Raw genomic sequence first — 20,674 nt, 5'->3', positions numbered from 1 at the left:
CGAGCGCCGCGGCGTGCAAGAATAGCGCCATGCGGATCAAGCCCGGCTGGTACCTCCTTGGCGCGGCGCTGCTCTACGCGTTCGTCGTCACCCTGGCCTGGCGGCAGAGCGAACGCCGCCTGGCCGAGCTCGCCACCAAGGCGGTGGTCGGCGCGGCCCCCGCAAAGGCCCCGGCCGAGCCCCCGACCCGCACCCTTCCCTACGTCCTCCCGCTGCCCGGGGCCTGCGTCCCCAAAGCCCCCAACCATCTGCCGGGCGCACCGCGCGCCTACCGCAAGGGGGTCTCCTACGGCTTCGTCTTCACCGGGGACGACGCCTGCGTCCCGGTGGTCTACGGCACCGGGGTCATCGCCGCGGCGGATGGCGAGGTGATCAAGGCCGACCGCGACTACCGGCCGCTGGACCCCGAGGCCTTCAACGCCCTGCTGGAACGGGTCCGGGAGGGGGCGGACCTGGCGGCGATGGACGCGCTGCGCGGCCGCGAGGTCTGGATCCGCCACGCCGACGGCCGCACCAGCGTCTACGGCCACCTGAGCCAGATCGCCCCCCACGTGCAGGTGGGGGCCACGGTGCACCGCGGCGACTGGATCGGCAACGTCGGTAACTCCGGCACCAGCTACGAGGCCGAGCGCAGCCGGGCCGGGGCCCGGCTGCTCTTCGAGCTCTGGTCGGGAGAGGTCCAGGCCAGCGACTACTTCGGCAAAGGCCTGCCGCCGGAGAAGGTGCGCGAGGCCGCCAAACGCTTCTTCGCGCTCTTACCGGAGGTCCCATGAGGGAAGCGTTCCTCGAGGTCTGGAAGAACCCCTACGTGCGCGTCGGCGTCTACCTGGGGCTTTTCTACCTGCTCTTCCGCCTGGCCCAGGCGGCGAGCCAGGTGCTCGTGGTCTTCGGTCTGGCCTACGCCCTGGCCTACCTGGTCCAGCCGCTCTTGCGGCGGCTGGCTCGGTACGGCCTGCCCCGCTGGCTGGGGGTGCTGCTGATCTACCTCTTGGGGTTTCTCTTCTCCGCCGCGGCCTCGGTCCTGCTCTACGACGCCGCCGCGGAGCTGGCGCGCTTTTCCGCGCGCATCCCCGAGGCCGCCGAGCGGGCGCTGGGCTGGGCCCGGGCGGCGCTCAACTGGCTCGACGCCCTCCTCGTCCGGCTGGGCGTGGGCTCGGACCTGGGCCAGGTCGGCGAGGTCCTCAGCCAGGACCTGGGCACGCTCTTACAGAACTTCTCCAACACCCTGCTCCAGGGCCTGAACGCCCTCCTCGCCGGGGGCGCCGGCCTCCTGCAGGGCCTCTCCGGGTTCTTGGGCGGGCTCTTTCAGGTCTTCTTGGCCCTGATCATCGCCGCCTACCTGATGCTCGACTTCGAGCGCGTCGGCCAGACCTTCCTGAGCCTCGCCCCCCGGCCCTACCAGCCCTTGTTGCGCGAGCTCGCGGCCAAGGTGGACCGGGCGGTCGGCGGCTACCTGCGGGGCCAGCTGCTCGTGGCCCTGCTCGCCGGCCTCACCCTGGGGGTGGGCTACGCCCTGGTGGGGGTGCCGATGGCCCCGGCGCTGGGGTTGATCGGGGGGCTTTTCAACCTCGTCCCCTACCTCGGGGGGCTGGTCTCGCTCTTGCTCGCGGTGCTGATCGCGGCCACCAAGGGCTGGGTCACGGTGGGCCTTGCGGTCCTGGTCTTCGTGGTGGAAAACCAGCTCGAGGCTAACCTCTACTCCCCAATGATCCTCTCCCGGACCACCGAGCTGCACCCGGTCAGCGTGATCTTCGCGATCCTCCTGGGCGGCACCCTCTACGGCCTCTGGGGGGCACTCCTCGCGGTGCCCACCGCCGCCCTCCTCAAGCTTTTGGCCACCGACTACTACGTCAAGAGCCGCTTCTATCAGGAAGGTTAGCCTCGAAGATCGCCAAGAGCCGCTCGGCGGTGCGCCGGTTCTGGGCGGCGATCGCCTCCCGCCGGGGCACGTCGAAGCGCCGCGGCGCATCCTGGAGGGTCGGGGTAAGGGGGGTTCCGAGCCGCGCCTCCCAGCGTTCGCGCCAGTCCTCGGGCAGGGCCTCGGGGAGGGGCCTTCCCAAGAGCAGGTGGTAAAGGATCGCCCAGACCCGCGGCGTGGCGTCGAGCGCGTAGCCGCCGCCGAGGGTGAAGGCCACCCGCCCCCCGGCGAGGTCCCGGGCCAGCTCGAGGAGGCGGGAGAAGGCGTGAACGTAGGCCCGGCTGGTCAGCAAGAGGTCCGCCAAGGGGTCCAGGAAGTGGGCGTCGGCGCCGCTTTGGACCAGGATCAGGTCCGGCCGAAAGCGGGCCAGCGCGACCGGGACCACCCGCTCGAAGACCTCGATCCAGCTTTCGTCCTCGGTGAAGGGCTCGAGCGGAAGGTTGAGCTTGGTCCCGTGGGCCTCCCCCCGGCCCAGCTCGTGCAGGTGGCCGGTCCCGGGAAAGAGGTAGCGTCCGCTCTCGTGCAGGCTCAGGGTGAGCACCCGGGGCTCGTCGTAGAAGATCCACTGCACCCCGTCCCCGTGGTGCACGTCGATGTCCACGTAGGCCACCCGCAGGCCCCGGTCCAGGGCCCAGCGAATCGCGACCGCGAGGTCGTTGTAGACGCAAAACCCCGCCGCCCGGTCGTACTGGGCGTGGTGCAGCCCCCCGCCGAGCTGCAGCGCCGGCGTGCCCTGGGCGGCGAGCTGCACCGCCTTCAGGGTGCCGCCAACCAGCCAGCGGGCGGCCTCGTCCATGCCGGGAAAGACCGGGGTGTCCGCGGTCCCCAGACCGAACTCGGCGAGGTCCCGGACCGCCTCCCCCCGGCTCGCCGCCTCCACCCGGCGCAGGTAGCGCTCGGCGTGCGCCCAGCGCAGCACCTCCCGGGGCGCGGGCTCGGGAACGACGGGGGGCACCCAGACCCCGAGGGCCTTGAGCAGGTCCTCGAGCATCTCCAGCCGCAAGGGGCTAAAGGGGTGCTCCGGCCCGAAGTCGTAGCGCCGGTAGGCGGGGGCGTAGATCACCTGGACCATGGCTTTTCGGGTGGCCAGATCACCTCAAACCCGGCCGCCCGGAGCGCGTCGGCGAGGGGGCGGACCTCGAGGGTTTCGACGCGCAAGACGTTGCGCACCTTGTCCTCCGCGGGGTAGCTGAGGACCGAGTGGATGTTCACCCCCCGCTCGGCGAAGAAGCCGGTGAGCCGGGCCAGCTCCCCGGGGCGGTCGGGAAGGGCGACCTCGATGCGCCCCGCGGGGCGGGTGGCCCCGGTGAGCACGATCAGCGCGTCCAGGAGGTCGATGCCGGTGAGGATCCCCACCACCTGCTTGCCCTCGACCACCGGCAGGGAGCCGATCTTCTCCTCGCGCATCACCCGCGCCGCGTCCTCGACCGGGTCCAGGGGGTCGGCGGTGAGGACCGGGGTCTTCATCGCCGCGCGCACCGGCGCGTCGCAGGGCAGGGGTTCCTTGCGCAGCGTGCTGGTCGCCAGGCGGATGTCGCGGTCGGTGATGATCCCCACCAGCCGGCCGTCCTCCACCACCGGGAGGTGGCGGATGCCTTCGGCCCACATGCGCTCGTGGGCCTCCTTCAAGGTGGCGTCCGGGTGGATCGTGATCACCGGACGCTTCATCACGTCGCGAACGAGCATTGCCCCTATCTTAGCCCCGCTACCAGACCATCTCTCCCGCGAGGAAGGCGCGGGTGCGGGGATCCCGGGGGGCTTCGAAGAACGTCTGGGCCGGTCCCTGCTCGACCAGCCGGCCCTCGAGCAAGAACGCCGCCCGGTCGGCGAGCCGCCGGGCCTGAAAGAGGTTGTGGGTGACCAAGAGCACCGCCCGGCCTGCGGCCCGCTCGGCCCGGATCAAGGCCTCGATGCGGGCCACGTTGCCCGGGTCCAGGTTGGCCGTGGGCTCGTCTAAGAGCAGCGTCGCGGGGCCGATCGCCAGCGCCCGGGCCAGGGCCAGGCGCACCTTCTCACCACCGGAGAGCCGCCTTGCCGGGCGGTCGGCGAGGTCAACAAGCCCCACCCGGGAAAGCCAGGCCCGGGCCCGGGCCCGGGCCTTGGGCCCGGGCACCCCCTTGAGGCGGAGGCCGAAGGCCGCGTTCTCCAAGACCGAGCGCTCGAGCACGTAGGGCTCCTGGTCGAGGTAGACGGCCTGCCCCTGGCGGCGCACCCGCCCCGCGTCCAAGGCCTCGAGCCCGGCGAGCAGCCGGAGCAGGGTGCTCTTTCCCGACCCCGAGGGGCCGATCAGGGCCAGCACCTCCCCGGGCAGGACCGAGAGCACAGGGACCTCGAGGCGAAACCCCGGATACGCCCGCACCAGCCCCTCGGCCTCGATCACGCCCGCTCCCTATCCCCGAAGACGACCAGGATCGCGCTGATCAACAGGGTGACCCCGAGGAGCAAGAGCCCCAGCACCGCCGCCTGGGCCAGCTCCCCCTTTCGGGTCTCGATCACCACCGCAGTGGTCAGCACCCGGGTGACGTGGCGGATGTCGCCGCCGACGATGGTCACCGCCCCCACCTCGCTGATCACCGCCCCGAACCCGGCGGCGAGCGCGGCCACCACCACCCGGCGGCTCTCCACGAGCAGGGTCCAAAACGCCTGGAGCTCGCTCCCCCCGAGGCTCCTCACCAGCCGCCTCACCCCCTCGGCGCGGCTCGCCACCCCGGCCATGGTGAACCCGGCGATGAGCGGGAAGGCCAGGACGCTCTCGGCGATCGCCACCGCGGGCAGGGTGTAGAGCAGGCCGAGCGAGCCCAGGGGGCCGCTACGCGAGAAGAGGAAGTAGAAGAAGAGCCCCACCACCACCGGGGGCAGGCCCATCCCCGCGTAGAGCAGGCTCTGGGCCAGCCGTCCCGGGCCCCGGGCCCCCAGCCAGAGGCCGAGGGGCAGGCCGAAGAGCGCCGCGATCAGGGTGGCCGCGCCGCTGACGACGAGGCTGCGCAGGGTGATCTCGAGGACCTCGTTCACCGGACCGGAATGGCACACTGACCAACGAGGGGCGTGAAGAGGCTGCGGCCAAAGCGGTCCCGCTGGTAGGCCCCGATCTTCGCCTGGACGTCGGGACGGAGGAGGTAGGCCCGGAGCCTTCGGGCCTCGCGGTACTTCACCCAGGGAAACCGCTTGGGGTTGACCGCCATGAAGCTGTACTGGTTGAGCATCCGCGGGTCGTCGCGGTCGAAGAGCGGCACCAGGGCCAACCGGGTCTTGGTGAAGAGGTAGGTGCCGAGGTCGGTGAGGGTGTAGGCCCCCTTCTCGCTGGCGAGGGTCAGCGTCGCCCCCATCCCCGAGCCCGACTCCAGGTACCAGGGCTTCCCCTGGGGCGCGAGGCCGGCGGCCTTCCAGAGGCTGAGCTCCTTGACGTGGGTCCCCGAGTTGTCGCCGCGGGAGACGAAGCGGGCGCCCTTCAGGTAGATCTTCCGAAACGCGTTCAACACGTTGGTTTCCCAGCGCACCCCGGCGGGATCGTCGGGCGGGCCCACGATGAGGAAGCGGTTCTTCGCCAGGCAGGCGTGGTCCACCCCCTTGCCCTCGGCGAGGAAGCGGGCCTCAAGCGCCGGGGCGTGCACCAGGACCGCGTCCGCGTCGCCGCGGCCGGCGATCGCCAGGGCCTGGCCGGTGCCCACCGCGATCACCCGGACCGGGATCCCGGTCGCCTCGGTGAAGCCGGGCAGGATCGGGTCCAAAAGCCCGGAGTCGTGCACGCTGGTCGTCGTCGCCAGCACCAGCGCCCGCGCCGCCAAGGCCGGCGAAAGCGCCCCAAGGGTTAGCGCCAAGAGGACATAGCGAAGCCACCTCATCCACACCTCCGTATTGCAGCTTCATGCTACACGGTTTCAAAAACAACCCCGCCGGCCCTCGGACCGGCGGGGCAGGCTGACGCGCCTAGCGCTTTTTCCGGCCCCTCCCCTTTTTCTTGCCGCCCTCGTCCAGGCTCCCGGAGCTCTTGAGGAAGCTCTTCAGCTTGTTCTCGAAGTCCGGGGCCTGCCGGGGAAGCCGCCGCGGGCGCGGCGGGGCCACCGGCTTGGGCTTGAGTTCCTTGATCGAGAGGTCCAGCCGGCCCTTGGCGTCGCGCCCGAGCACCATCACCTCGACCTCCTGGCCTTCGGTGAGGAAGTCCTCGACGTGCTTGACGTACTCGTGGGCGATCTGGCTGATGTGCACCAGGCCGCTCTCGCCGTTTTCCAGCTGGACGAAGGCCCCGAAATCCATGATCCGGGTGACCTTGCCCTTGACGATCTCGCCGGCCTCGACCATGCCTACTGCCCCTCCATGAAGGGGTGGGGTTGTGCGGTGGGTTGTTTCCTCACGACGCGTCCACTATAGCACAATGGGGCCATGCCGCTCGCCGACGCCAAGGCCACCCTCAAGGCCCGCCTCGAGGCCCTGGAAGCCCGCCGCGACGAAGCGATCGAGCTGGCGCGAACCGCGATCAAGGCCTCGAAAGCGGCGATCTACGCCGCGATCCGGGAGGACCCGGCGGCCGCACAGGCCCGGCGCGACGAGACCTGGGACGCGGCCCGAACCCTATGGGAACGGCTCAACGCCGAGCCCGCGCTCTTTGGCGAAGAGCTCTTTTGGGTCGCCCTGGGGGAGGCGGTGGAGGCCGAGGTGGTGGTGCGCTACGTCTTCTCAGGAGAGCTTCCCGGCCCCGACGAGCTCCCCCTGGCCCTCCCCCTGCCCACCTTCCTGCACGGCCTCTTCGACGCCGGGGGTGAGCTCCTTCGCGCCGCCAGCGAGCGCATGATCAAGGGCGACCTGGCCTTCGCCGAGCGCACCCGGGAGACCCTTTGGACGGTCTACTTCCTGGGGCTTGAGCTGGACCTCAAGCGCTTCGACCTCCGGCGCAAGCTCGATTACCTTTCCGACGTGCTGAAAAAGCTCGAGGAGTTCCTCTTCCTGGCCCATATGAGACGGGTTTAGCCCGGCCGGAGAAAAGCCGTTATATTGGGGGCATGACTGCCCCCTGGTTCGAGCCGACCCCGGACGAGGCCGAGCTGATCCAAGCGGTCGCCTCGTTCATGAAGGAAAAGGTCATCCCCGGCGCCGACGAGCGCGACCGGCGCGGCACCTTCCCCCACGACCTGGTCAAGGAGGTCGCCGAGCTGGGCCTGTTCGGCCTGATGGTGCCCGAGGCCTACGGCGGCCTGGGCCTGCCGGCGACGACCGCGATGCGCCTTTTGGAGGAGGTCGGCTACGCCGACGGCGCGCTGGCCCTGACCGTGGCCAGCCACAACTCGCTGGCCACCGGCCACGTCCTCCTCGCCGGAAATGAGGCGCAAAAGGCCCGCTTCTTGCCCAAGCTGGCCTCCGGCGAGTGGCTTGGGGCCTGGGGGCTGACCGAACCCGGCGCCGGCTCGGACGCCGCCGGGCTCAAGACCCGGGCCGAGGCCACCCCCTCCGGCTGGCGGCTCTTTGGCACCAAGCAGTTCATCACCCAGGGCTCGGTCGCCGGGGCCTACGTGGTCATGGCCCGCACCGACCCCGCCCCCGAGGGCAAGCGCCACCTGGGGATCAGCGCCTTCGTCTTCGAGCGGCCCGCGCCCGGGCAGGGCTTTGCCATCGGCCGCAAGGAGGACAAGCTGGGGCTTCGCGCCTCGGACACCGCCCAGCTCGTCTTCGACGGCCTGGAACTTCCGAAGGACGCCCTCCTGGGCACGCGGGGGAAGGGTTTTTACGACGTGCTCCGGGTCCTGGACGGGGGCCGCGTGGGGATCGCCGCGATCAGCGTGGGGCTGGGCCGGGCCGCGCTGGACCTCGCCGCCCGCTACAGCACCGAGCGCGAGGCCTTTGGCAAACCGATCGCGGCCTTCGAAGGGGTCTCGTTCAAGCTCGCGGACATGGCCACCGAGCTCGAGGCCGCCCGCCTCCTCTACCTGAAGGCGGCGGCGCTCAAGGACGCCGGCCGGCCCTACACGATGGCCGCCGCCCAGGCCAAGCTCTTCGCCAGCGAGGCCGCGACCCGCGCCGCCGACGCCGCCATCCAGATCCTCGGCGGCTACGGCTACATGATGGACTACCCCGCCCAGCGCTACTGGCGGGACGTGCGGCTGATGGAGATCGGCGAGGGCACCAGCGAGATCCTGCGGCTGGTAATCAGCAAAAAGCTCCTGGAGGCCTTATGACGATCTACATTCAGGACACCTACCCCGAGGACTTCGCCCACTGCTACGGCTGCGGCTACAAGAACCCCAAGGGCCACCACTTCAAGACCGCCTACGACGAAGGCACCGGCGAGACCGTCACCTGCTACCGTCCCCGGCCCGAGCACACCGCGATCCCCGGCTTCGTCTACGGGGGGTTGATCGCCAGCCTGATCGACTGCCACTCCTCGGGCTCGGCGGCGATCTTCAAGATGCTCGCCGAGGGCCGAACGCCCGGCGAGGGCGAGGCCCCGCGCTTCGTCACCGCGCGGCTCGAGGTCGACTACCTCAAGCCCACCCCCCTCGGGCCCGAGCTCTGCGTGCGGGGGCGGGCCGTCGAGGTCAAGGACCACAAGGTCGTGGTCGAAAGCCGCCTCTTGGCCGGGGACGAGGAGACCGCGCGGGGCCGCGCGGTGCTGGTCCTCCTCCCCGAGACGATGGCGGAAAAGGCCCGCGGCTAGCCCCGCCGGCCCAGCGGCAGCGGCGCCAGCCGCCCCACCGAAAGCCCCCAGCGCGCGGCTGAGCGGACCTCCTGCTCGGGCAGCCCAGCGCTGATCGCGGCGGCGACCAGCACCGCCTCGGCCTCGAGGGGGTCGAGCCCGTAGGGGATCAGGCCGCCGGCCGCCCGGGCGTAGCGGATCAGGGTGGTGTGCCGGCGCCCCACCGGCGCCGCCGCGACCCGCTCGGCGTAGCGCCTGAGGCGGGCCTGGAGGCGCTCCGGCGAGGCCGAAACGACGGGTGGCCGGGGCTGCGGTGGGGGCGGTGGGGGCCGGAGGGCGGCGTCGAGCGCCCGGGGCAGCCGGGGGAGCCGCTCCGGGGAGACGAGCGGCACCTCCCAGCGGTAGCCGCCCCGCGCGAGCCGGGTCGGCGCGGCCACCAGGTAGGCCCGGCCGAGCCCGCGGAGGTCCACCCCGGGCAGGGCCCCGGCGGTTACCGAAAGCCCCTCGCCCTGCCCCGGGGCCAGGGCCAAAAAGAGGTGCACCCCGCCGCGCGGGGTGCGCTGGCGCGGGGTCTGGGAGAGCTCGGGGAAGGCCGCCTGCAACCCCTCCCAGACCTCGGGGGCGTCGAGGTCCAAGACCAGGACCCCTGGCGGGGGCAGGATCCCCACCCCGGCCCGGGGGTCCGCCCGCCACCAGGCCAAGAGGGTCTCGGGGTCGGTGCTCGCCTCCTTCAGCCCGTGGGGCACGAGCCGGCCGTGGGGGCGCTTAGCCCCGGGCCAGAGGGGCAGCACCGGATAGCCCAACGCGGCGTAGCGGAGGGCGGCGGCCAGGGCCGGGGGGTGCGGCATCGCCTCAGGTTACCACCTGACAAGGCACGGCGGGTGGGCCAGCCCACGATCGCCAACGGTGGCGTGTGGTTATACTGTGCAACACGCTGGGGAGGGGTTATGAAGCTCACCGATCGCTACGGCCGCGTCATCAAGGACCTCCGCATCTCGGTCACCCCGAGGTGCAACTACCACTGCCTCTACTGCCACCCCCTGGGGATGGAGATGACCGATCCCCCGGGAACGGTGACCGTCGAGGACGTCCAGCACTTCATCGAGGCGGGGGTGCTGCTCGGGGTGGAGAGCGTGCGCTTTACCGGTGGCGAGCCATTGGTGCGCAAGGAGCTGCCCCAGATGATCGCCGCTGCCCGGGCCGCGGGGGTCGAGGACGTGGCCATCACCACCAACGCCACCGCGTTGAAAAAGCGCCTGCCGGACCTGCTCGAGGCCGGCCTCACCCGGGTCAACATCTCGATCGATGCCCGCGACCCCGAGGTCTTCCGGAAGATCACCCGCGGGGGGAAGGTCGAGGAGGTCTGGGAGGGGATCTACGCGGCGATGGAGGCCGGGCTGCACCCGGTCAAGCTCAACGCGGTGGTGATCCGGGGGATGAACGACGGCGAGGTCGTCCCCCTCGCCGAGCTCACCCTCAACGAGCCCTTGCACATGCGCTACATCGAGTACATGCACCTGAACAACGCGCCCTTTGAGGAGTACAAGCGCCAGTTCGTCTCCGGGGCGGAGATCCGGCGCATGATCGAGGAGCGCTTCGGCCCCTTGAGCCCGGTCGAGACCGACCCCAGCTCCCCCGCCCGGGTCTTCAAGATCCCCGGCGCGATGGGCACGGTGGGCTTCATCAACCCGGTCAGCGAGCCGTTTTGCTCGAACTGCTCGCGGCTGCGCCTGACCTCGGACAAGAAGCTCAGGCCTTGCCTTTTGACCGAGCTCGAGATCGACATCGCCTGGGCCTTCTCCGACCCCCGGCCGGTCGAGGCCCTGGTCGACGCGATCCTGATCGCCACCGACCGCAAGCCGGCCTTCGGCAACACCCTGCCCACCAAGCGGCAGCGGGTGATGCTGGGGATCGGCGGCTAGGAGCCGAGCGCGGCGCGCGCCCGCGGGGTGCGCAGGAAGACCCAGACCAAGAGGATCAAGGCCGCGCTGAAGACGTAGGGGGCCTGGGGGCTCAGGGCATCGTAGAGGCCGGTGCCCACGATCGGCCCCAGCATCCGCCCCAGCGCCTGGGCCGAGCTGTTCAGCCCGGCGACCGCCCCCTGCTCGTTCTCCCCCACCGCCAGGGAGAGGCCCGCGGTCACCCCGGGCGCGGCCAGGCCCTGGCCCGCGCCCTGCAACGTGAGCGCCGAGGCCAGCCCCCAGAAGGCGCGGGCCACGACGAAGAGCGCGTACCCCAAGAAGGCCAGGGGGAGCCCGATGTCGAGCAGCGCCTTGGGCGGCCACTTGAAGCGGCGCACCAAAAACCCCTGCACGAAGACCGCGACGATTCCGTAGATCACCAGCGCGGTGGCGACCGCCGCGGCGGTCGCCTTGGCGTCGAGCCGCAAAACGTCCTGGAAGTAGAAGGCCACCGTGGTCTCCATCGCCACCGAGGCCAAGGAAATCGCGAACCCGGCGAGGAGGAGGGGCCAGACCCGGGGGTCGCTGGGCCGCAACACCGGCAGCGGCCCGGCGTGGACGTGGCGCTTGGGCTCGGGCAGGGCGAACCAGACGAAGAGCGCGTTCAAAAAGGCCAGGCCGGCGGAGAAGTAGACCGGGGCCAGGAGGTGGGCCTTGGCCAGGACCCCGCCGATCCCCGGCCCCAGGATCACCCCCAGGCCGAAGGCCGCCCCGATCAGGGCCATCCCCGCGGTGCGGTCGGCGCGGCCGGTGATGTCCGCGACGTAGGCCTGGGCGGTGGGCAGCGTCGCCGAGGAGAGGGCCCCGCCAAGCAGACGGGTCGCGAGCAAGAGCCAAAACGTCAGCCCCACCCCGATCATTCCCATAAGCCTGAGCTGGGCGACCAGGGCGAAGAGGAAGAACGAGGTGCCAAAGCCCAGGATGCCGAGGAGCAAGACCGGCTTGCGCCCCCAGCGCTCGGACATCCGCCCCCAGTAGGGACTCATCAGGAACTGCATGAAGGCGTAGGCGGTGGAAAAGAGCCCGGTCTGGAACTCGGTCAGCCCCAGCTCCCGGGCCAGGGGACCGATGATCGGGAAGAGGATGGAAAGCCCCAGGATGCTGTTAAAGAGCGTGATAAAGAGCAGCGCCATCGGCGACATGGGATCAGTCTACCGCGTTCTTTAAATTTTTAAAACATATTCACACGCTAATAAGACCTAAGCGTATTCAACTGAACACAGGCAAACACAGGCGCCGTGGCCGGGTGCATCGTGGACCATGAGGCGGTCAGCGGCAACCCAAAGCCCGTCACCCACCTCGAGCGAATCAGGCGCGACGGCCAGGGGCTGGCCCCTCACCGGGAAAGCGCCCCAGCCCTGAGGGCCTGGCCGAAGGCCAGGCGCAACGCCGCCTCGAAGGCCGCCTGGCGGTCGAGCAGGCCGCCGCTCAAGGTCCCGATGGCCCCGAGCGCTTGCGCCTCGGGGCCGTAGCGTTCCCTAAGCCAGTCCCCCAGCGTCCGCCCCTGGCGCAGGGCTAGCCGGGCCTCCTCCGGGAGGGGCAGCCCGGGCCCGCGCGCCAAAAAGAGCGCGTCGCCGTCGGTCAGCGCGGCGTACATCGTCAACCAGCCCCGCGCCAGGTCCACCCCGCCCTCGAGCCCCACGCCCCAGTCGGCGCCGGTGGCCCTTCTTGCCTGCCAGGCCCGAAACGCCGCCCCCTCCTCGGTCGCCTCCTCGCTCAAAGGCTGCGCCGGCGCTCCCGGCACCGGGACCGCCCGGACCTCGGCCGAAAGCCCCAGCGCGGCCAGGACCGCTTCCAGCGCGGCCCGCTTGATCGGGTTCTCGCTGCCCAGACCCACGCGCACCCCCACAGCTTAGCCCCTTTGAGCGCAAAGCCCGTTGGTGATAAAATGTGAGCAAAGAATTGTTAACTAAAGGAGGTAACCCCATGGCCCATTCCCCAACCGTCGCGCCAAGCCTGCGCGAGTGCGACCTCTACCGGCCCCTGCCCAAGGGCTGGGTCCAGTGCACCGCCTGCCACCACTGGTGCGCGATTCCCCCGCAAGGGGTCGGCAAGTGCGGCGTGCGCCGCAACCACGAGGGCAAGCTCTACCTGGTCACCTACGGCAAGATCGCCGCGATGCACGTCGACCCGGTGGAGAAGAAGCCGCTCTTCCACTTCCACCCCGGCGAGCCCATCCTGTCGATGGGGACCGTCGGCTGCAACCTCTTTTGCCAGTTCTGCCAGAACTGGCAGATCAGCCAGTTCCGCGACTTCAAGGTGGACTTCGCCACCGGGAAGACCGACCGCTACATCGGCGAGGACTGGCCCCCGGACCGGGTGGTGGACACCGCCCGCAAGCTCGGGGTGCGGCTTTTGGCCTACACCTACAACGAGCCGGTGGTCTGGGCGGAGTACGCCCACGACATCGCGGAGATCGCCAAGGCCGAGGGGATGAAGAACGTCTTCGTCTCCTCGGGCTTCGAGACCAAGCAGGCCTGGAACTACATCGAGCCCGTCCTGGACGCGGTCAACCTGGACCTCAAGGGCTTCACCGAAGCCTTCTACCGCAAGATCACCGGCGCCCGGCTGAAGCCGGTCCTGGAGAACATCGAGTTCTTGGGCACCGAGACGTGGGGGAAGATCTGGATGGAGGTCACCACCCTCCTCCTCCACGGCTACAACGACTCCGAGGAGGAGATCCGGGGCATGGCCCGGTTCTTGGCCTCGGTCAACCCCGAGATCCCCTGGCACCTCACCGCCGCCCACCCCGACTACAAGATGCAAGACCTCGCGTACACGCCGAGGACGGTCCTCCTCAAGGCCTACGAGATCGCCAAGGAGGAGGGGCTGAAGTTTGTCTACCTGGGCAACATCCGCGACCCCGAGCACGAGTCCACCTACTGCCCGGACTGCGGCGAGCTCCTCATCTACCGCGACGTCTACCGGGTCCAGCCGATGTGGAAGGAACCCGGGGTCTGCCCCCGCTGCGGGCGGAAGATCCCCGGGGTCTGGCACTGGACGAAGGAGGCCGAGGATGCGGCGTAAGCCCGCGGTCGCCGGCGCGTTCTACCCCTCCGCCCCGGAGGCCCTCTTTCGCATGGTCGAGGGATTTCTAGAGGCCGCCGAGGTCAGCCCCGCCCCGCTGCACGCGGTCGTCGCCCCCCACGCCGGCTACGTCTACTCCGGGCCGGTGGCCGGCCACAGCTTCAAGGCCCTCGCCCCCTACCGCGGCCAAGCGCCCACCGTCTACCTGATGGGTCCTGCCCACTACGTCGCCTTCGAGGGCATCTCCACCGGCCCCTTCACCGTCTGGGAGACCCCCCTCGGCGAGGTGCCGGTGGACCTGGACCGGGTGGCCAGGCTGCTCGCGCTGGGCGGCCCGTTCAACGACCTCGCCGAGCCCCACCTCCCCGAGCACAGCCTCGAGGTCGAGCTCCCCTTCCTGCAGGTCGTACTCGGCGAGTTCACCCTGGTCCCCTTGCTCTTCGGCCTCACCGACCCCATCGCCGCCGCGCCGCTGATCGCCGAGACGCTCGCCCCCGGGGACCTGATCGTGGTCTCCACCGACCTCTCCCACTACCACCCCGACGAGGTGGCGCGGCGGATCGACCGCGAGACCCTGGCCCGGGCGCTGGCCCTCGACGCGCCCGGGGTCCTGAACAGCGAGGCCTGCGGCCGGCACCCCTGGGCGGCGCTGACCTGGATCGCCGCCGAAGCCGGCTGGCGCCCCGAGCTGTTGGCCTACGCGACCAGCGGCGACACCTCCGGGGAGAAGAGCCGTGTCGTGGGCTACGCCGCGCTGCGCTACCGCTGAGGAGGCGAGATGCTAAGCGATCGCGAAAAACGCACCCTGCTCAAGACCGCACGCCAGGCCATCGAGGACGCCTTCGCCGGCCGGATCGCGCCGCCGGACCCGCGGCTTTACGCCGGGCGGCTGGCCGAGGACGGCGCGGCCTTCGTCACCCTGCGCAAGGGCGGGGCCCTTCGCGGCTGCATCGGCTCGGTCGAGCCCTACCGCCCGCTGATTCTCGACACCTACGCCAACGCCATCGCCGCCGCGTTCCGCGACCCCCGCTTTCCCCCGCTCACCCCCGAAGAATGGCCGGAGACCGCGCTCGAGGTCAGCGTCCTCAGCCCGCCGACGCCGCTCCCCTTTTCCGGCTACGAGGACCTCAAGGCCAAGGTCGGACCGGACCTGGGGCTGATCCTGGAACACCCCCTGGGCCGGGCCACCTACCTGCCCGAGGTCTGGGAGACCCTGCCGGATAAGGACCGCTTCCTGGAGAGCCTCGCGGCCAAGGCGGGCCTCGACCCCTCGGTCTACGAGGACCCCCGCACCCGGGTGCGGGTCTACACCGCCGAGGCCTTTACCGAAGAAGACCTCACCAAGGCCTCCTAGACTGGAGACGTGCCCAGGGCCCGGCTCGACCCCAACCCGGTGAAGCACTACCTCGGGCTGTTCGCTGCCGCCCTCCTGGGCATGGCGGGCAACGCCCTCTTGGCCCTTCCCCTGGCGCTCTACTTCGGCGCCCGGCTCCTGTTGCCCGAGCGCTTTGCCCTCCACCTCGACGAGGAGGGCTTTCGCTTTCGCCTGCTCTTCAAGGAGCGCCGCTTTTTCTGGCACGAGGTGGGGCGGTTCTACGTCCGCCCGGTGCGCGTCGGCCCGTTCGTGTTGAGCCGGGCGGTGGCCTTCGTCCACCAGGGGCGGGAAGAAATCCTCCCCGAGGGCTACGGCAGGCCCCCCCAGGCGCTGGCCAAGGCCCTCAACGCCTTCCGCAAGAAGGCCGCGGGCGAGGCCCCCTTGCTAAACTGAACCCGTGGACTTCGCGGTCATCGACCTGGGCCGGATGCCCTACAAGGAGGCCTGGGCCCTCCAGCACCGGATTCACGGCGAGGTGGCGCGAGGAACGCGCCCCCCGACGCTGCTCTTGGTCGAGCACCCCCGGGTCATCACCCTGGGCCGCAAGGCCACCGGCGAAAACCTGCTCTTCCCCGAGGCCTGGTACCAAAAGCAGGGCATCGAGGTCCACTGGGTCGAGCGCGGGGGGGACGTGACCTACCACGGCCCCGGCCAGCTCGTCGGCTACCCGATCTTCCCCGTCGAGCGCCGGGTCCGCGACTTTCTGCGCCGGCTGGAGGCGGTGATCCTCAAGGTCGCCGCCAGCTACGGGATCGAGGCCTACGCCACCCCCGGCTACGCCGGGGTCTGGGTGGGGGAGGACAAGCTCGCCGCCTTCGGGGTCGCGGTCAAGGAGGGGGTGGCCCTGCACGGCTTCGCCCTCAACGTCAACACCCGCCTCGAGGACTTCGGCCTGATCATCCCCTGCGGCCTCCGCGACAAGGGGGTGACCAGCCTCGCACGGCTCCTCGGCCGTCCCCTGGCGATGGACGAGGTCAAGGCCCGCGTGGTGCGGGCCATGAAGGAGGTCTTTGGTGAAGTACGTGGAGCGGGGCATCAAGCGCAAGCGCCCCGAACCGGTTGACCGCAAGAAGCCGGACTGGCTGAAGGTCGGGCTGCCCACCGGCCAGACCGTGGCCCGGCTGCAGACCCTGGTCAAGTCGCTGGGCCTGGCCACGGTCTGCCAGGAGGCGCTCTGCCCCAACCTCGGCGAGTGCTGGGGGCACGGCACGATGACGGTGATGCTGATGGGGGAGGTCTGCACCCGGGCCTGCAAGTTCTGCGCGGTGCACACCGGCAACCCCGAGGGGCGGCTGGACCCCACCGAGCCCGAGAAGGTCGCCGAGGCGGTGGCCACGCTGGGCCTCGGCTACGTGGTCCTGACCAGCGTCGACCGCGACGACCTCCCGGACGGCGGCGCGGCCCACTTCGCCCGCACCATCCGGGCGATCAAGCGACGCACGCCGGAGACCCGGGTCGAGGCCCTCACCCCCGACTTCCAGGGCGACCGCGACGCGGTGCGCACCGTGCTCACCGCCGGGCTCGACGTCTTCGCCCACAACCTGGAGACGGTGCGCCGCCTCACCCCCAGGGTGCGCGACCCCCGCGCCACCTACGACCAGAGCCTCGAGGTCCTGGCCTTCGCCAAGGCCTTCGTGCGGGAGAACGGGCTCAAGGTCCTCACCAAGTCCAGCCTGATGCTGGGCCTGGGGGAGACCGAGGCCGAGCTCCGGGAGGCGATGCGGGACCTCCGCGCCGCCGGGGTGGACATCCTCACCCTCGGCCAGTACCTCCGCCCGACCAAGCACCACCTCCCCGTCGCCCGCTACGTCCCCCCCGAGGACTTCGAGAAGTACCGCGACTGGGGGTACGAGGCTGGCTTCCTGGAGGTCTTTTCCGGTCCTTTGGTGCGCTCGTCCTACCGCGCCGAGCGGGTCTTCTTGGAGGCCCAGGAGTGAGGCGCGCGCTCCTCGACCTCCTGGCCCTCTTTCTCTTCGCCGCCACCGGGGTCTGGGCCCACACCCACGCCCTGCCCCTGGGGGAGGTCTTCCGCGCGGTCTGGCCCTTCTGGCTGGCCTGGGTGTTGATCGCCCCCTTCACCGGCGCCTGGCGGAACCCGGGGGCGGGCCCCCTGCTCCTGACCTGGGCGGTGGCGATCCCGGTGGGGGTGGCCGTTCGCCTCATCGCCTACGCCGAGCCCCTGGACGCCCGCCGCGCGGTCTTCTTCCTGACCAGCCTGGCCTTCAGCCTGCCCTACCTGCTCCTTTTGCGCTGGCTGGGCGGCGAGCTGCGCCAGCGCGGTTAGAATCAGCAAGACGGGAGGGCGCATGAAGGTTGCCTGGATCGGACTCGGGGCCATGGGCTACCCCATGGCGAAACACCTCAAGGCCGCGGGGCACGAGGTCTTGGTCCACAACCGCACCCGGGAGAAGGCCGAGCGCCACGCCGAGGCCTTCGGCACCCGCGCGGTCGACCTTGAAGCGGTCGCCGAAGCGGAGGTGATCTTCTCCTGCCTGCCCACCTCCGACGAGGTCGCGGCGGTCGTCGAGGCGCTCCTGCCCCGCCTCTCGCCGGGCACGATCTGGATCGACTGCACCTCCGGCGAGCCGGAAAAGAGCCGGGCCATCGCCGCACGGCTCTCGGAAACGGGGGTGACCTTCCTCGACGCCCCGGTCTCCGGGGGCACCGCGGGCGCCGAGGCCGGGACGCTGACCATCATGGTCGGCGGGGACGCGGCCGCCCTTGAGAAGGTCCGCCCGCTCCTCGAGGCGGTGGGACGGCGCATCGTGCACGTGGGCCCGGTGGGGGCCGGGCACGCGGTCAAGGCGGTGAACAACACCCTTCTCGCCACCAACCTGCTCGCCGCCGCCGAGGGGCTTTTGGCCCTGGCCAAGGAGGGGGTCTCCCCCAATGTGGCGCTCGAGGTCATCAACCAGAGCTCCGGGCGGAGCTTCGCCACCGAGGCGCTGATCCCCGAGCGGGTCCTGGACCGCAGCTTCCCCCTCACCTTCAAGCTGGGGCTCCTGGCCAAGGACGTGCGCATCGGCAACAAGGTCGTCGAGGGGGCCCGCGTCCCCGCCCCGCTCTTCCACCTCACCCGCGAGCTCTATGAGATCGCCAAGAACGAGCTCGGGGAGGACGCGGACCACGTCGAGGCGGTCAAGCTGATCGAGCGCTGGGGTCGGGGGGAGATCCGATGAGGGTGCTCATCGCCGGGGCCGCCGGGGACCTCGCCGAGACCTTCATCCGCGGCTTTCTGGAGCAGGGGGACGAGGTCTGGCTCACCGGGCGCCGCCCCGAGCCCCTCAAGGCCCGCGCCGAAGCCTTCGGCCTGCCCTTCATGGCCGCGGACCTGGCCCGCTGGGACGAGGTCACGGCGCTGAAGGCCTGGGCCGGGACGCCGGACGCGGTCCTCGACCTCGCCGGGGCCTTCGCCGCGGGCCCGGTCGAGGCCACCCCGCCGGAGACCTTCGCTCGGATGCTCGAGGCCAACCTGCTGGGCCTGATGCACCTCGCCCGGGCCTTCGTCCCCGACCTGAGGGCCAAAGGGGGGGCGTTCCTGGGCGTGGCCGCGGCCCCCGCCTGGCGCGGAAGCGGGCCCCGAATGGCGGCCTACGCGGCGGCCAAGGCCGGGGTCCTGGTCTTCTTAAGGAGCCTCGCCGAGGAGGCGCCCGAGCTTCGCACCTTGGCCCTGGTGCCGATGGGGGTGATCGACACCCCCAAGAACCGCGCCGCGATGCCCGACGCCGACGTCACCCGCTGGATCCGGCCGGAGGCCCTCTTCGCCGCCACCCGGCTCGGCCTGACCCTCGAGGGCGGGCGGCTCCGCGAGCTCCCGGTCTATCCCCCGGCCTAGACGGCGCTTGCCAAACCCCGTGATCTTGGCTAACATGGGCTTTGCTCGGCGTTGGCCGGGCAAAGCTGGGGTGACTTTGGGGCGTCGTCTAACGGCAGGACAGCGGACTCTGGATCCGCCGGTCGTGGTTCGAATCCACGCGCCCCAGCCATCTGGCCCCTTCGACTAGTGGTTAGGTCACCGGCCTTTCAAGCCGGCGGCAGGGGTTCAAGTCCCCTAGGGGTCACCAAACGAGGCCCGAGCTCACACGGCCCCATCGTCTAGCGGCCTAGGATGCCGCCCTCTCACGGCGGTGACGGGGGTTCGAATCCCCCTGGGGTCACCAGCGAGCTCGGGCCTCGCCCTTTTCAATCCCGAGCGGTATACTCGGTAAACGACTGGGGGGTATCTCGATGGAGTTCAAGATCGGAGAACTGGGAACCGCAAAGAAGGGTGAGGAGACCTACGACGTGGTGATCATCGGGGGCGGCCCCGCCGGCCTGACCGCCGGGATCTACGCGGGCCGCGCCGACCTGAAGACGGTCATCGTGGAAAAGGGCCTTCCCGGCGGGCAGATCGCCCAGACCGAGGAGGTCGAGAACTACCCCGGCTTCCCCGAGGGGATCACCGGCCCCGAGCTCGCCAACCGCATGGCCGAGCAGGCCCGGAAGTTCGGCGCCGAGATCGTGATGGACGAGGTCACCGGCGTCGAGGTCCAGCCGGACGGCTTTCTGGTCAAGGGCTTCGAGCAGCACTACAAGGCCAAGACGGTGATCGTGGCCACCGGGGCCAACCCCAAGAAGCTCGGGGTTCCCGGGGAGGAGAAGTTCTACGGCCGCGGGGTCTCGACCTGCGCGACCTGCGACGGCTTCTTCTACCGCGACAAGGAGGTCGTGGTCGTCGGCGGGGGCGACGCCGCGGTCGAGGAGGGGATCTACCTCACCAAGTTCGCCAAGAAGGTGACGATCATCCACCGCCGCGACGAGCTCCGGGCGAACAAGGTCGCCCAGCAGCGGGCCTTCGCCAACCCCAAGATCGAGTTCCTCTTCAGCCACGTGGTCACCGAGATCCTTGGCGAGGACCAGGTCACCGGGGTCCGGGTCAAGAACCTCAAGACCGGCGAGACATACGTCTACCCCACCGACGGGGTCTTCATCTTCATCGGCTCGGTGCCCAACACCGGCTTCCTCAAGGGCGTCGTCGAGCTCCGCCCCGACGGCTACATCGCGGTCGAAGACGAGGTGCTGACCTCGGTGCCGGGGATCTTCGCCGCCGGCGACGTCGCCGACCCCATCTACAAGCAGCTCGCGACCAGCGTCGGGGCCGGCACCCGGGCCGCGATGACCGCCGAGAAGTGGCTCGCCGAGCACGCCGAGGAGGCCTCCCCGGCGTGAGCGAGGCCGCGATCACCCTCGGGGGCGGCTGCTTTTGGTGCGTCGAGGCCGCGCTCCGGCCGCTCAAAGGGGTGATCGAAGCGCTGCCCGGCTACGCCGGCGGGCACCTGGATCATCCCAGCTACGCCGAGGTCGCGACCGGGACCACCGGCCACGCCGAGGTGGTGCGGGTGCGCTTCGACCCCGAGGTGCTGCCGCTTTCGGCCCTCCTCGACGTCTTCTTCGCCATCCACGACCCCACCCAGAAGGACCGCCAGGGTCCGGACGTCGGGCCCCAGTACCGCTCGATCATCCTCTACGAGGACCCCGCCCAGCGCCCGGAGATCGAAGCTGCCCTCAAACGGGCTCAGGCCGCCTACCCCCGCCCGGTGGTCACCGAGGTCCGGCCCCTGGACCGTTTTTGGCCCGCGGAGCCCGAGCATCACCGCTACTTCGAGCGCCACCCCGAGGTCCCCTACTGCCAGCGGGTGGTGGCCCCCAAGGTGCAAAAGGTCCTGACCCGGTTCCGCCCGCTCGTCGAGTGAAAAGGCGGCCCCAAAGGGGCCGCCTTCTTCCTTCAA

The 20,674-nt window shown here is 70.6% G+C and carries 26 protein-coding genes and 3 tRNA genes; 20 read left to right on the top strand and 9 right to left on the bottom strand.

Annotated features, from left to right (window positions below):
- Window positions 1–29: 29 nt before the first annotated feature.
- Complete coding sequence (locus ACZ48Y_RS08645) at window positions 30–773, top strand: M23 family metallopeptidase (protein ID WP_464740401.1); 744 nt, start codon at window positions 30–32, stop codon at window positions 771–773.
- Window positions 770–1,879: an AI-2E family transporter gene (locus tag ACZ48Y_RS08640; RefSeq protein ID WP_464740399.1), complete on the top strand. Its 1,110-nt coding sequence runs from the start codon at window positions 770–772 to the stop codon at window positions 1,877–1,879. The genes ACZ48Y_RS08645 and ACZ48Y_RS08640 overlap by 4 nt, the downstream gene beginning before the upstream one ends.
- Here ACZ48Y_RS08640 and ACZ48Y_RS08635 read toward each other — a convergent pair.
- From ACZ48Y_RS08635 to ACZ48Y_RS08610, 6 genes are all read right to left on the bottom strand, one after another.
- Window positions 1,851–2,990 (bottom strand): acetoin utilization protein AcuC, encoded by a 1,140-nt coding sequence (locus ACZ48Y_RS08635; RefSeq protein WP_464740397.1) that lies wholly within the window; start codon window positions 2,988–2,990, stop codon window positions 1,851–1,853. The genes ACZ48Y_RS08640 and ACZ48Y_RS08635 overlap by 29 nt on opposite strands.
- Complete coding sequence (locus tag ACZ48Y_RS08630) at window positions 2,978–3,604, bottom strand: CBS and ACT domain-containing protein (RefSeq protein ID WP_464740395.1); 627 nt, start codon at window positions 3,602–3,604, stop codon at window positions 2,978–2,980. The genes ACZ48Y_RS08635 and ACZ48Y_RS08630 overlap by 13 nt, the downstream gene beginning before the upstream one ends.
- A gap of 19 nt (window positions 3,605–3,623) precedes the next feature.
- Window positions 3,624–4,298, bottom strand: a complete 675-nt coding sequence (locus tag ACZ48Y_RS08625) for an ATP-binding cassette domain-containing protein (RefSeq protein ID WP_464740393.1) — start codon at window positions 4,296–4,298, stop codon at window positions 3,624–3,626.
- Complete coding sequence (locus tag ACZ48Y_RS08620; RefSeq protein ID WP_464740391.1) at window positions 4,295–4,930, bottom strand: ABC transporter permease; 636 nt, start codon at window positions 4,928–4,930, stop codon at window positions 4,295–4,297. The genes ACZ48Y_RS08625 and ACZ48Y_RS08620 overlap by 4 nt, the downstream gene beginning before the upstream one ends.
- Entirely contained in the window at window positions 4,927–5,760 is an 834-nt protein-coding gene (locus ACZ48Y_RS08615) for an ABC transporter substrate-binding protein (RefSeq protein ID WP_464740389.1), read from the bottom strand. The genes ACZ48Y_RS08620 and ACZ48Y_RS08615 overlap by 4 nt, the downstream gene beginning before the upstream one ends.
- Before the next feature lie 85 nt (window positions 5,761–5,845).
- A complete protein-coding gene (locus tag ACZ48Y_RS08610) occupies window positions 5,846–6,217 on the bottom strand; it encodes a S1 RNA-binding domain-containing protein (protein ID WP_464740387.1) in 372 nt (123 codons plus the stop codon).
- A gap of 81 nt (window positions 6,218–6,298) precedes the next feature.
- On the opposite strand from ACZ48Y_RS08610, the gene ACZ48Y_RS08605 reads away from it, so the two are divergent.
- The 3 genes from ACZ48Y_RS08605 to ACZ48Y_RS08595 are packed head-to-tail and all read left to right on the top strand — an operon-like array spanning window position 6,299 to window position 8,564.
- Window positions 6,299–6,883, top strand: coding sequence for a translin family protein (locus tag ACZ48Y_RS08605; RefSeq protein ID WP_464740385.1), 585 nt, complete (start codon window positions 6,299–6,301; stop codon window positions 6,881–6,883).
- A 32-nt stretch (window positions 6,884–6,915) separates the two neighbouring features.
- Window positions 6,916–8,085 carry an acyl-CoA dehydrogenase family protein gene (locus tag ACZ48Y_RS08600; RefSeq protein WP_464740383.1) on the top strand — a complete coding sequence of 390 codons (1,170 nt, stop codon included), beginning with the start codon at window positions 6,916–6,918 and terminating at the stop codon, window positions 8,083–8,085.
- Entirely contained in the window at window positions 8,082–8,564 is a 483-nt protein-coding gene (locus tag ACZ48Y_RS08595) for a PaaI family thioesterase (RefSeq protein WP_464740381.1), read from the top strand. Before ACZ48Y_RS08600 ends, ACZ48Y_RS08595 begins: the two co-directional genes overlap by 4 nt.
- On the opposite strand, the gene ACZ48Y_RS08590 is transcribed toward ACZ48Y_RS08595, so the two are convergent.
- On the bottom strand, window positions 8,561–9,391 hold the full coding sequence (locus ACZ48Y_RS08590; RefSeq protein WP_464740379.1) for a bifunctional DNA primase/polymerase: 831 nt from the start codon (window positions 9,389–9,391) through the stop codon (window positions 8,561–8,563). The genes ACZ48Y_RS08595 and ACZ48Y_RS08590 overlap by 4 nt on opposite strands.
- Window positions 9,392–9,490: 99 nt before the next feature.
- Here ACZ48Y_RS08590 and moaA point away from each other — a divergent pair, with 99 nt between their 5' ends.
- The gene (gene moaA / locus ACZ48Y_RS08585) at window positions 9,491–10,465 is read left to right on the top strand and encodes a GTP 3',8-cyclase MoaA (protein WP_464740377.1); all 975 of its coding nucleotides are present in this window, start codon (window positions 9,491–9,493) and stop codon (window positions 10,463–10,465) included.
- On the opposite strand, the gene ACZ48Y_RS08580 is transcribed toward moaA, so the two are convergent.
- Both ACZ48Y_RS08580 and ACZ48Y_RS08575 read right to left on the bottom strand, forming a co-directional pair.
- The gene (locus ACZ48Y_RS08580; protein WP_464740375.1) at window positions 10,462–11,646 is read right to left on the bottom strand and encodes an MFS transporter; all 1,185 of its coding nucleotides are present in this window, start codon (window positions 11,644–11,646) and stop codon (window positions 10,462–10,464) included. The two genes, moaA and ACZ48Y_RS08580, sit on opposite strands and share 4 nt — an antisense overlap.
- Window positions 11,647–11,840: 194 nt before the next feature.
- Window positions 11,841–12,347 (bottom strand): DUF84 family protein, encoded by a 507-nt coding sequence (locus ACZ48Y_RS08575; RefSeq protein WP_464740373.1) that lies wholly within the window; start codon window positions 12,345–12,347, stop codon window positions 11,841–11,843.
- 83 nt (window positions 12,348–12,430) lie between these two features.
- Between ACZ48Y_RS08575 and amrS the strand changes: the two genes are divergently transcribed.
- The 14 genes from amrS to msrA all read left to right on the top strand — a co-directional run bounded on the left by amrS (window position 12,431) and on the right by msrA (window position 20,638).
- Window positions 12,431–13,531, top strand: a complete 1,101-nt coding sequence (gene amrS / locus ACZ48Y_RS08570; RefSeq protein WP_464740371.1) for an AmmeMemoRadiSam system radical SAM enzyme — start codon at window positions 12,431–12,433, stop codon at window positions 13,529–13,531.
- A complete protein-coding gene (gene amrB / locus ACZ48Y_RS08565; RefSeq protein ID WP_464740369.1) occupies window positions 13,521–14,300 on the top strand; it encodes an AmmeMemoRadiSam system protein B in 780 nt (259 codons plus the stop codon). The genes amrS and amrB overlap by 11 nt, the downstream gene beginning before the upstream one ends.
- A 9-nt stretch (window positions 14,301–14,309) precedes the next feature.
- On the top strand, window positions 14,310–14,885 hold the full coding sequence (amrA, locus tag ACZ48Y_RS08560) for an AmmeMemoRadiSam system protein A (protein WP_464740367.1): 576 nt from the start codon (window positions 14,310–14,312) through the stop codon (window positions 14,883–14,885).
- Between the two features lie 9 nt (window positions 14,886–14,894).
- Window positions 14,895–15,299 (top strand): hypothetical protein, encoded by a 405-nt coding sequence (locus ACZ48Y_RS08555; protein ID WP_464740365.1) that lies wholly within the window; start codon window positions 14,895–14,897, stop codon window positions 15,297–15,299.
- A gap of 4 nt (window positions 15,300–15,303) precedes the next feature.
- Window positions 15,304–15,969, top strand: a complete 666-nt coding sequence (gene lipB, locus ACZ48Y_RS08550; RefSeq protein WP_464740363.1) for a lipoyl(octanoyl) transferase LipB — start codon at window positions 15,304–15,306, stop codon at window positions 15,967–15,969.
- Window positions 15,920–16,843 (top strand): lipoyl synthase, encoded by a 924-nt coding sequence (gene lipA / locus ACZ48Y_RS08545; protein ID WP_464740361.1) that lies wholly within the window; start codon window positions 15,920–15,922, stop codon window positions 16,841–16,843. The genes lipB and lipA overlap by 50 nt, the downstream gene beginning before the upstream one ends.
- Complete coding sequence (locus tag ACZ48Y_RS08540; RefSeq protein WP_464740359.1) at window positions 16,840–17,190, top strand: DUF3054 domain-containing protein; 351 nt, start codon at window positions 16,840–16,842, stop codon at window positions 17,188–17,190. Before lipA ends, ACZ48Y_RS08540 begins: the two co-directional genes overlap by 4 nt.
- Window positions 17,191–17,212: 22 nt before the next feature.
- On the top strand, window positions 17,213–18,085 hold the full coding sequence (locus ACZ48Y_RS08535) for an NAD(P)-dependent oxidoreductase (RefSeq protein WP_464740357.1): 873 nt from the start codon (window positions 17,213–17,215) through the stop codon (window positions 18,083–18,085).
- Window positions 18,082–18,741 (top strand): SDR family NAD(P)-dependent oxidoreductase, encoded by a 660-nt coding sequence (locus ACZ48Y_RS08530; protein ID WP_464740355.1) that lies wholly within the window; start codon window positions 18,082–18,084, stop codon window positions 18,739–18,741. Before ACZ48Y_RS08535 ends, ACZ48Y_RS08530 begins: the two co-directional genes overlap by 4 nt.
- 77 nt (window positions 18,742–18,818) lie before the next feature.
- A tRNA-Gln gene (locus ACZ48Y_RS08525) sits at window positions 18,819–18,892 on the top strand.
- A gap of 3 nt (window positions 18,893–18,895) precedes the next feature.
- Window positions 18,896–18,970 (top strand) — tRNA-Glu (locus tag ACZ48Y_RS08520).
- Between the two features lie 20 nt (window positions 18,971–18,990).
- Window positions 18,991–19,066 (top strand) — tRNA-Glu (locus ACZ48Y_RS08515).
- A gap of 67 nt (window positions 19,067–19,133) precedes the next feature.
- Window positions 19,134–20,114: a thioredoxin-disulfide reductase gene (gene trxB, locus ACZ48Y_RS08510; protein WP_464740353.1), complete on the top strand. Its 981-nt coding sequence runs from the start codon at window positions 19,134–19,136 to the stop codon at window positions 20,112–20,114.
- Window positions 20,111–20,638, top strand: a complete 528-nt coding sequence (gene msrA / locus ACZ48Y_RS08505) for a peptide-methionine (S)-S-oxide reductase MsrA (protein ID WP_464740351.1) — start codon at window positions 20,111–20,113, stop codon at window positions 20,636–20,638. Before trxB ends, msrA begins: the two co-directional genes overlap by 4 nt.
- The last annotated feature ends 36 nt before the right edge of the window (window positions 20,639–20,674 follow it).

The sequence above is a fragment of the Rhabdothermus arcticus genome (assembly GCF_055382915.1).
Note: the sequence above shows the minus strand (reverse complement) of the source record. Positions and strands in the feature narration are given on the sequence as shown.

What these genes read in the sequence shown, in the direction of transcription:
- ACZ48Y_RS08605 (WP_464740385.1), top strand. Translation starts at nt 6,299, where the DNA reads ATGCCGCTCGCCGACGCCAAGGCCACCCTCAAGGCCCGCCTCGAGGCC.
- ACZ48Y_RS08635 (WP_464740397.1), bottom strand. Translation starts at nt 2,990, where the DNA reads ATGGTCCAGGTGATCTACGCCCCCGCCTACCGGCGCTACGACTTCGGG.
- trxB (WP_464740353.1), top strand. Translation starts at nt 19,134, where the DNA reads ATGGAGTTCAAGATCGGAGAACTGGGAACCGCAAAGAAGGGTGAGGAG.
- ACZ48Y_RS08640 (WP_464740399.1), top strand. Translation starts at nt 770, where the DNA reads ATGAGGGAAGCGTTCCTCGAGGTCTGGAAGAACCCCTACGTGCGCGTC.
- ACZ48Y_RS08535 (WP_464740357.1), top strand. Translation starts at nt 17,213, where the DNA reads ATGAAGGTTGCCTGGATCGGACTCGGGGCCATGGGCTACCCCATGGCG.
- ACZ48Y_RS08595 (WP_464740381.1), top strand. Translation starts at nt 8,082, where the DNA reads ATGACGATCTACATTCAGGACACCTACCCCGAGGACTTCGCCCACTGC.
- amrS (WP_464740371.1), top strand. Translation starts at nt 12,431, where the DNA reads ATGGCCCATTCCCCAACCGTCGCGCCAAGCCTGCGCGAGTGCGACCTC.
- amrB (WP_464740369.1), top strand. Translation starts at nt 13,521, where the DNA reads ATGCGGCGTAAGCCCGCGGTCGCCGGCGCGTTCTACCCCTCCGCCCCG.
- ACZ48Y_RS08600 (WP_464740383.1), top strand. Translation starts at nt 6,916, where the DNA reads ATGACTGCCCCCTGGTTCGAGCCGACCCCGGACGAGGCCGAGCTGATC.
- ACZ48Y_RS08530 (WP_464740355.1), top strand. Translation starts at nt 18,082, where the DNA reads ATGAGGGTGCTCATCGCCGGGGCCGCCGGGGACCTCGCCGAGACCTTC.
- ACZ48Y_RS08610 (WP_464740387.1), bottom strand. Translation starts at nt 6,217, where the DNA reads ATGGTCGAGGCCGGCGAGATCGTCAAGGGCAAGGTCACCCGGATCATG.
- moaA (WP_464740377.1), top strand. Translation starts at nt 9,491, where the DNA reads ATGAAGCTCACCGATCGCTACGGCCGCGTCATCAAGGACCTCCGCATC.
- amrA (WP_464740367.1), top strand. Translation starts at nt 14,310, where the DNA reads ATGCTAAGCGATCGCGAAAAACGCACCCTGCTCAAGACCGCACGCCAG.
- ACZ48Y_RS08645 (WP_464740401.1), top strand. Translation starts at nt 30, where the DNA reads ATGCGGATCAAGCCCGGCTGGTACCTCCTTGGCGCGGCGCTGCTCTAC.
- ACZ48Y_RS08615 (WP_464740389.1), bottom strand. Translation starts at nt 5,760, where the DNA reads ATGAGGTGGCTTCGCTATGTCCTCTTGGCGCTAACCCTTGGGGCGCTT.
- ACZ48Y_RS08590 (WP_464740379.1), bottom strand. Translation starts at nt 9,391, where the DNA reads ATGCCGCACCCCCCGGCCCTGGCCGCCGCCCTCCGCTACGCCGCGTTG.
- ACZ48Y_RS08580 (WP_464740375.1), bottom strand. Translation starts at nt 11,646, where the DNA reads ATGTCGCCGATGGCGCTGCTCTTTATCACGCTCTTTAACAGCATCCTG.
- ACZ48Y_RS08630 (WP_464740395.1), bottom strand. Translation starts at nt 3,604, where the DNA reads ATGCTCGTTCGCGACGTGATGAAGCGTCCGGTGATCACGATCCACCCG.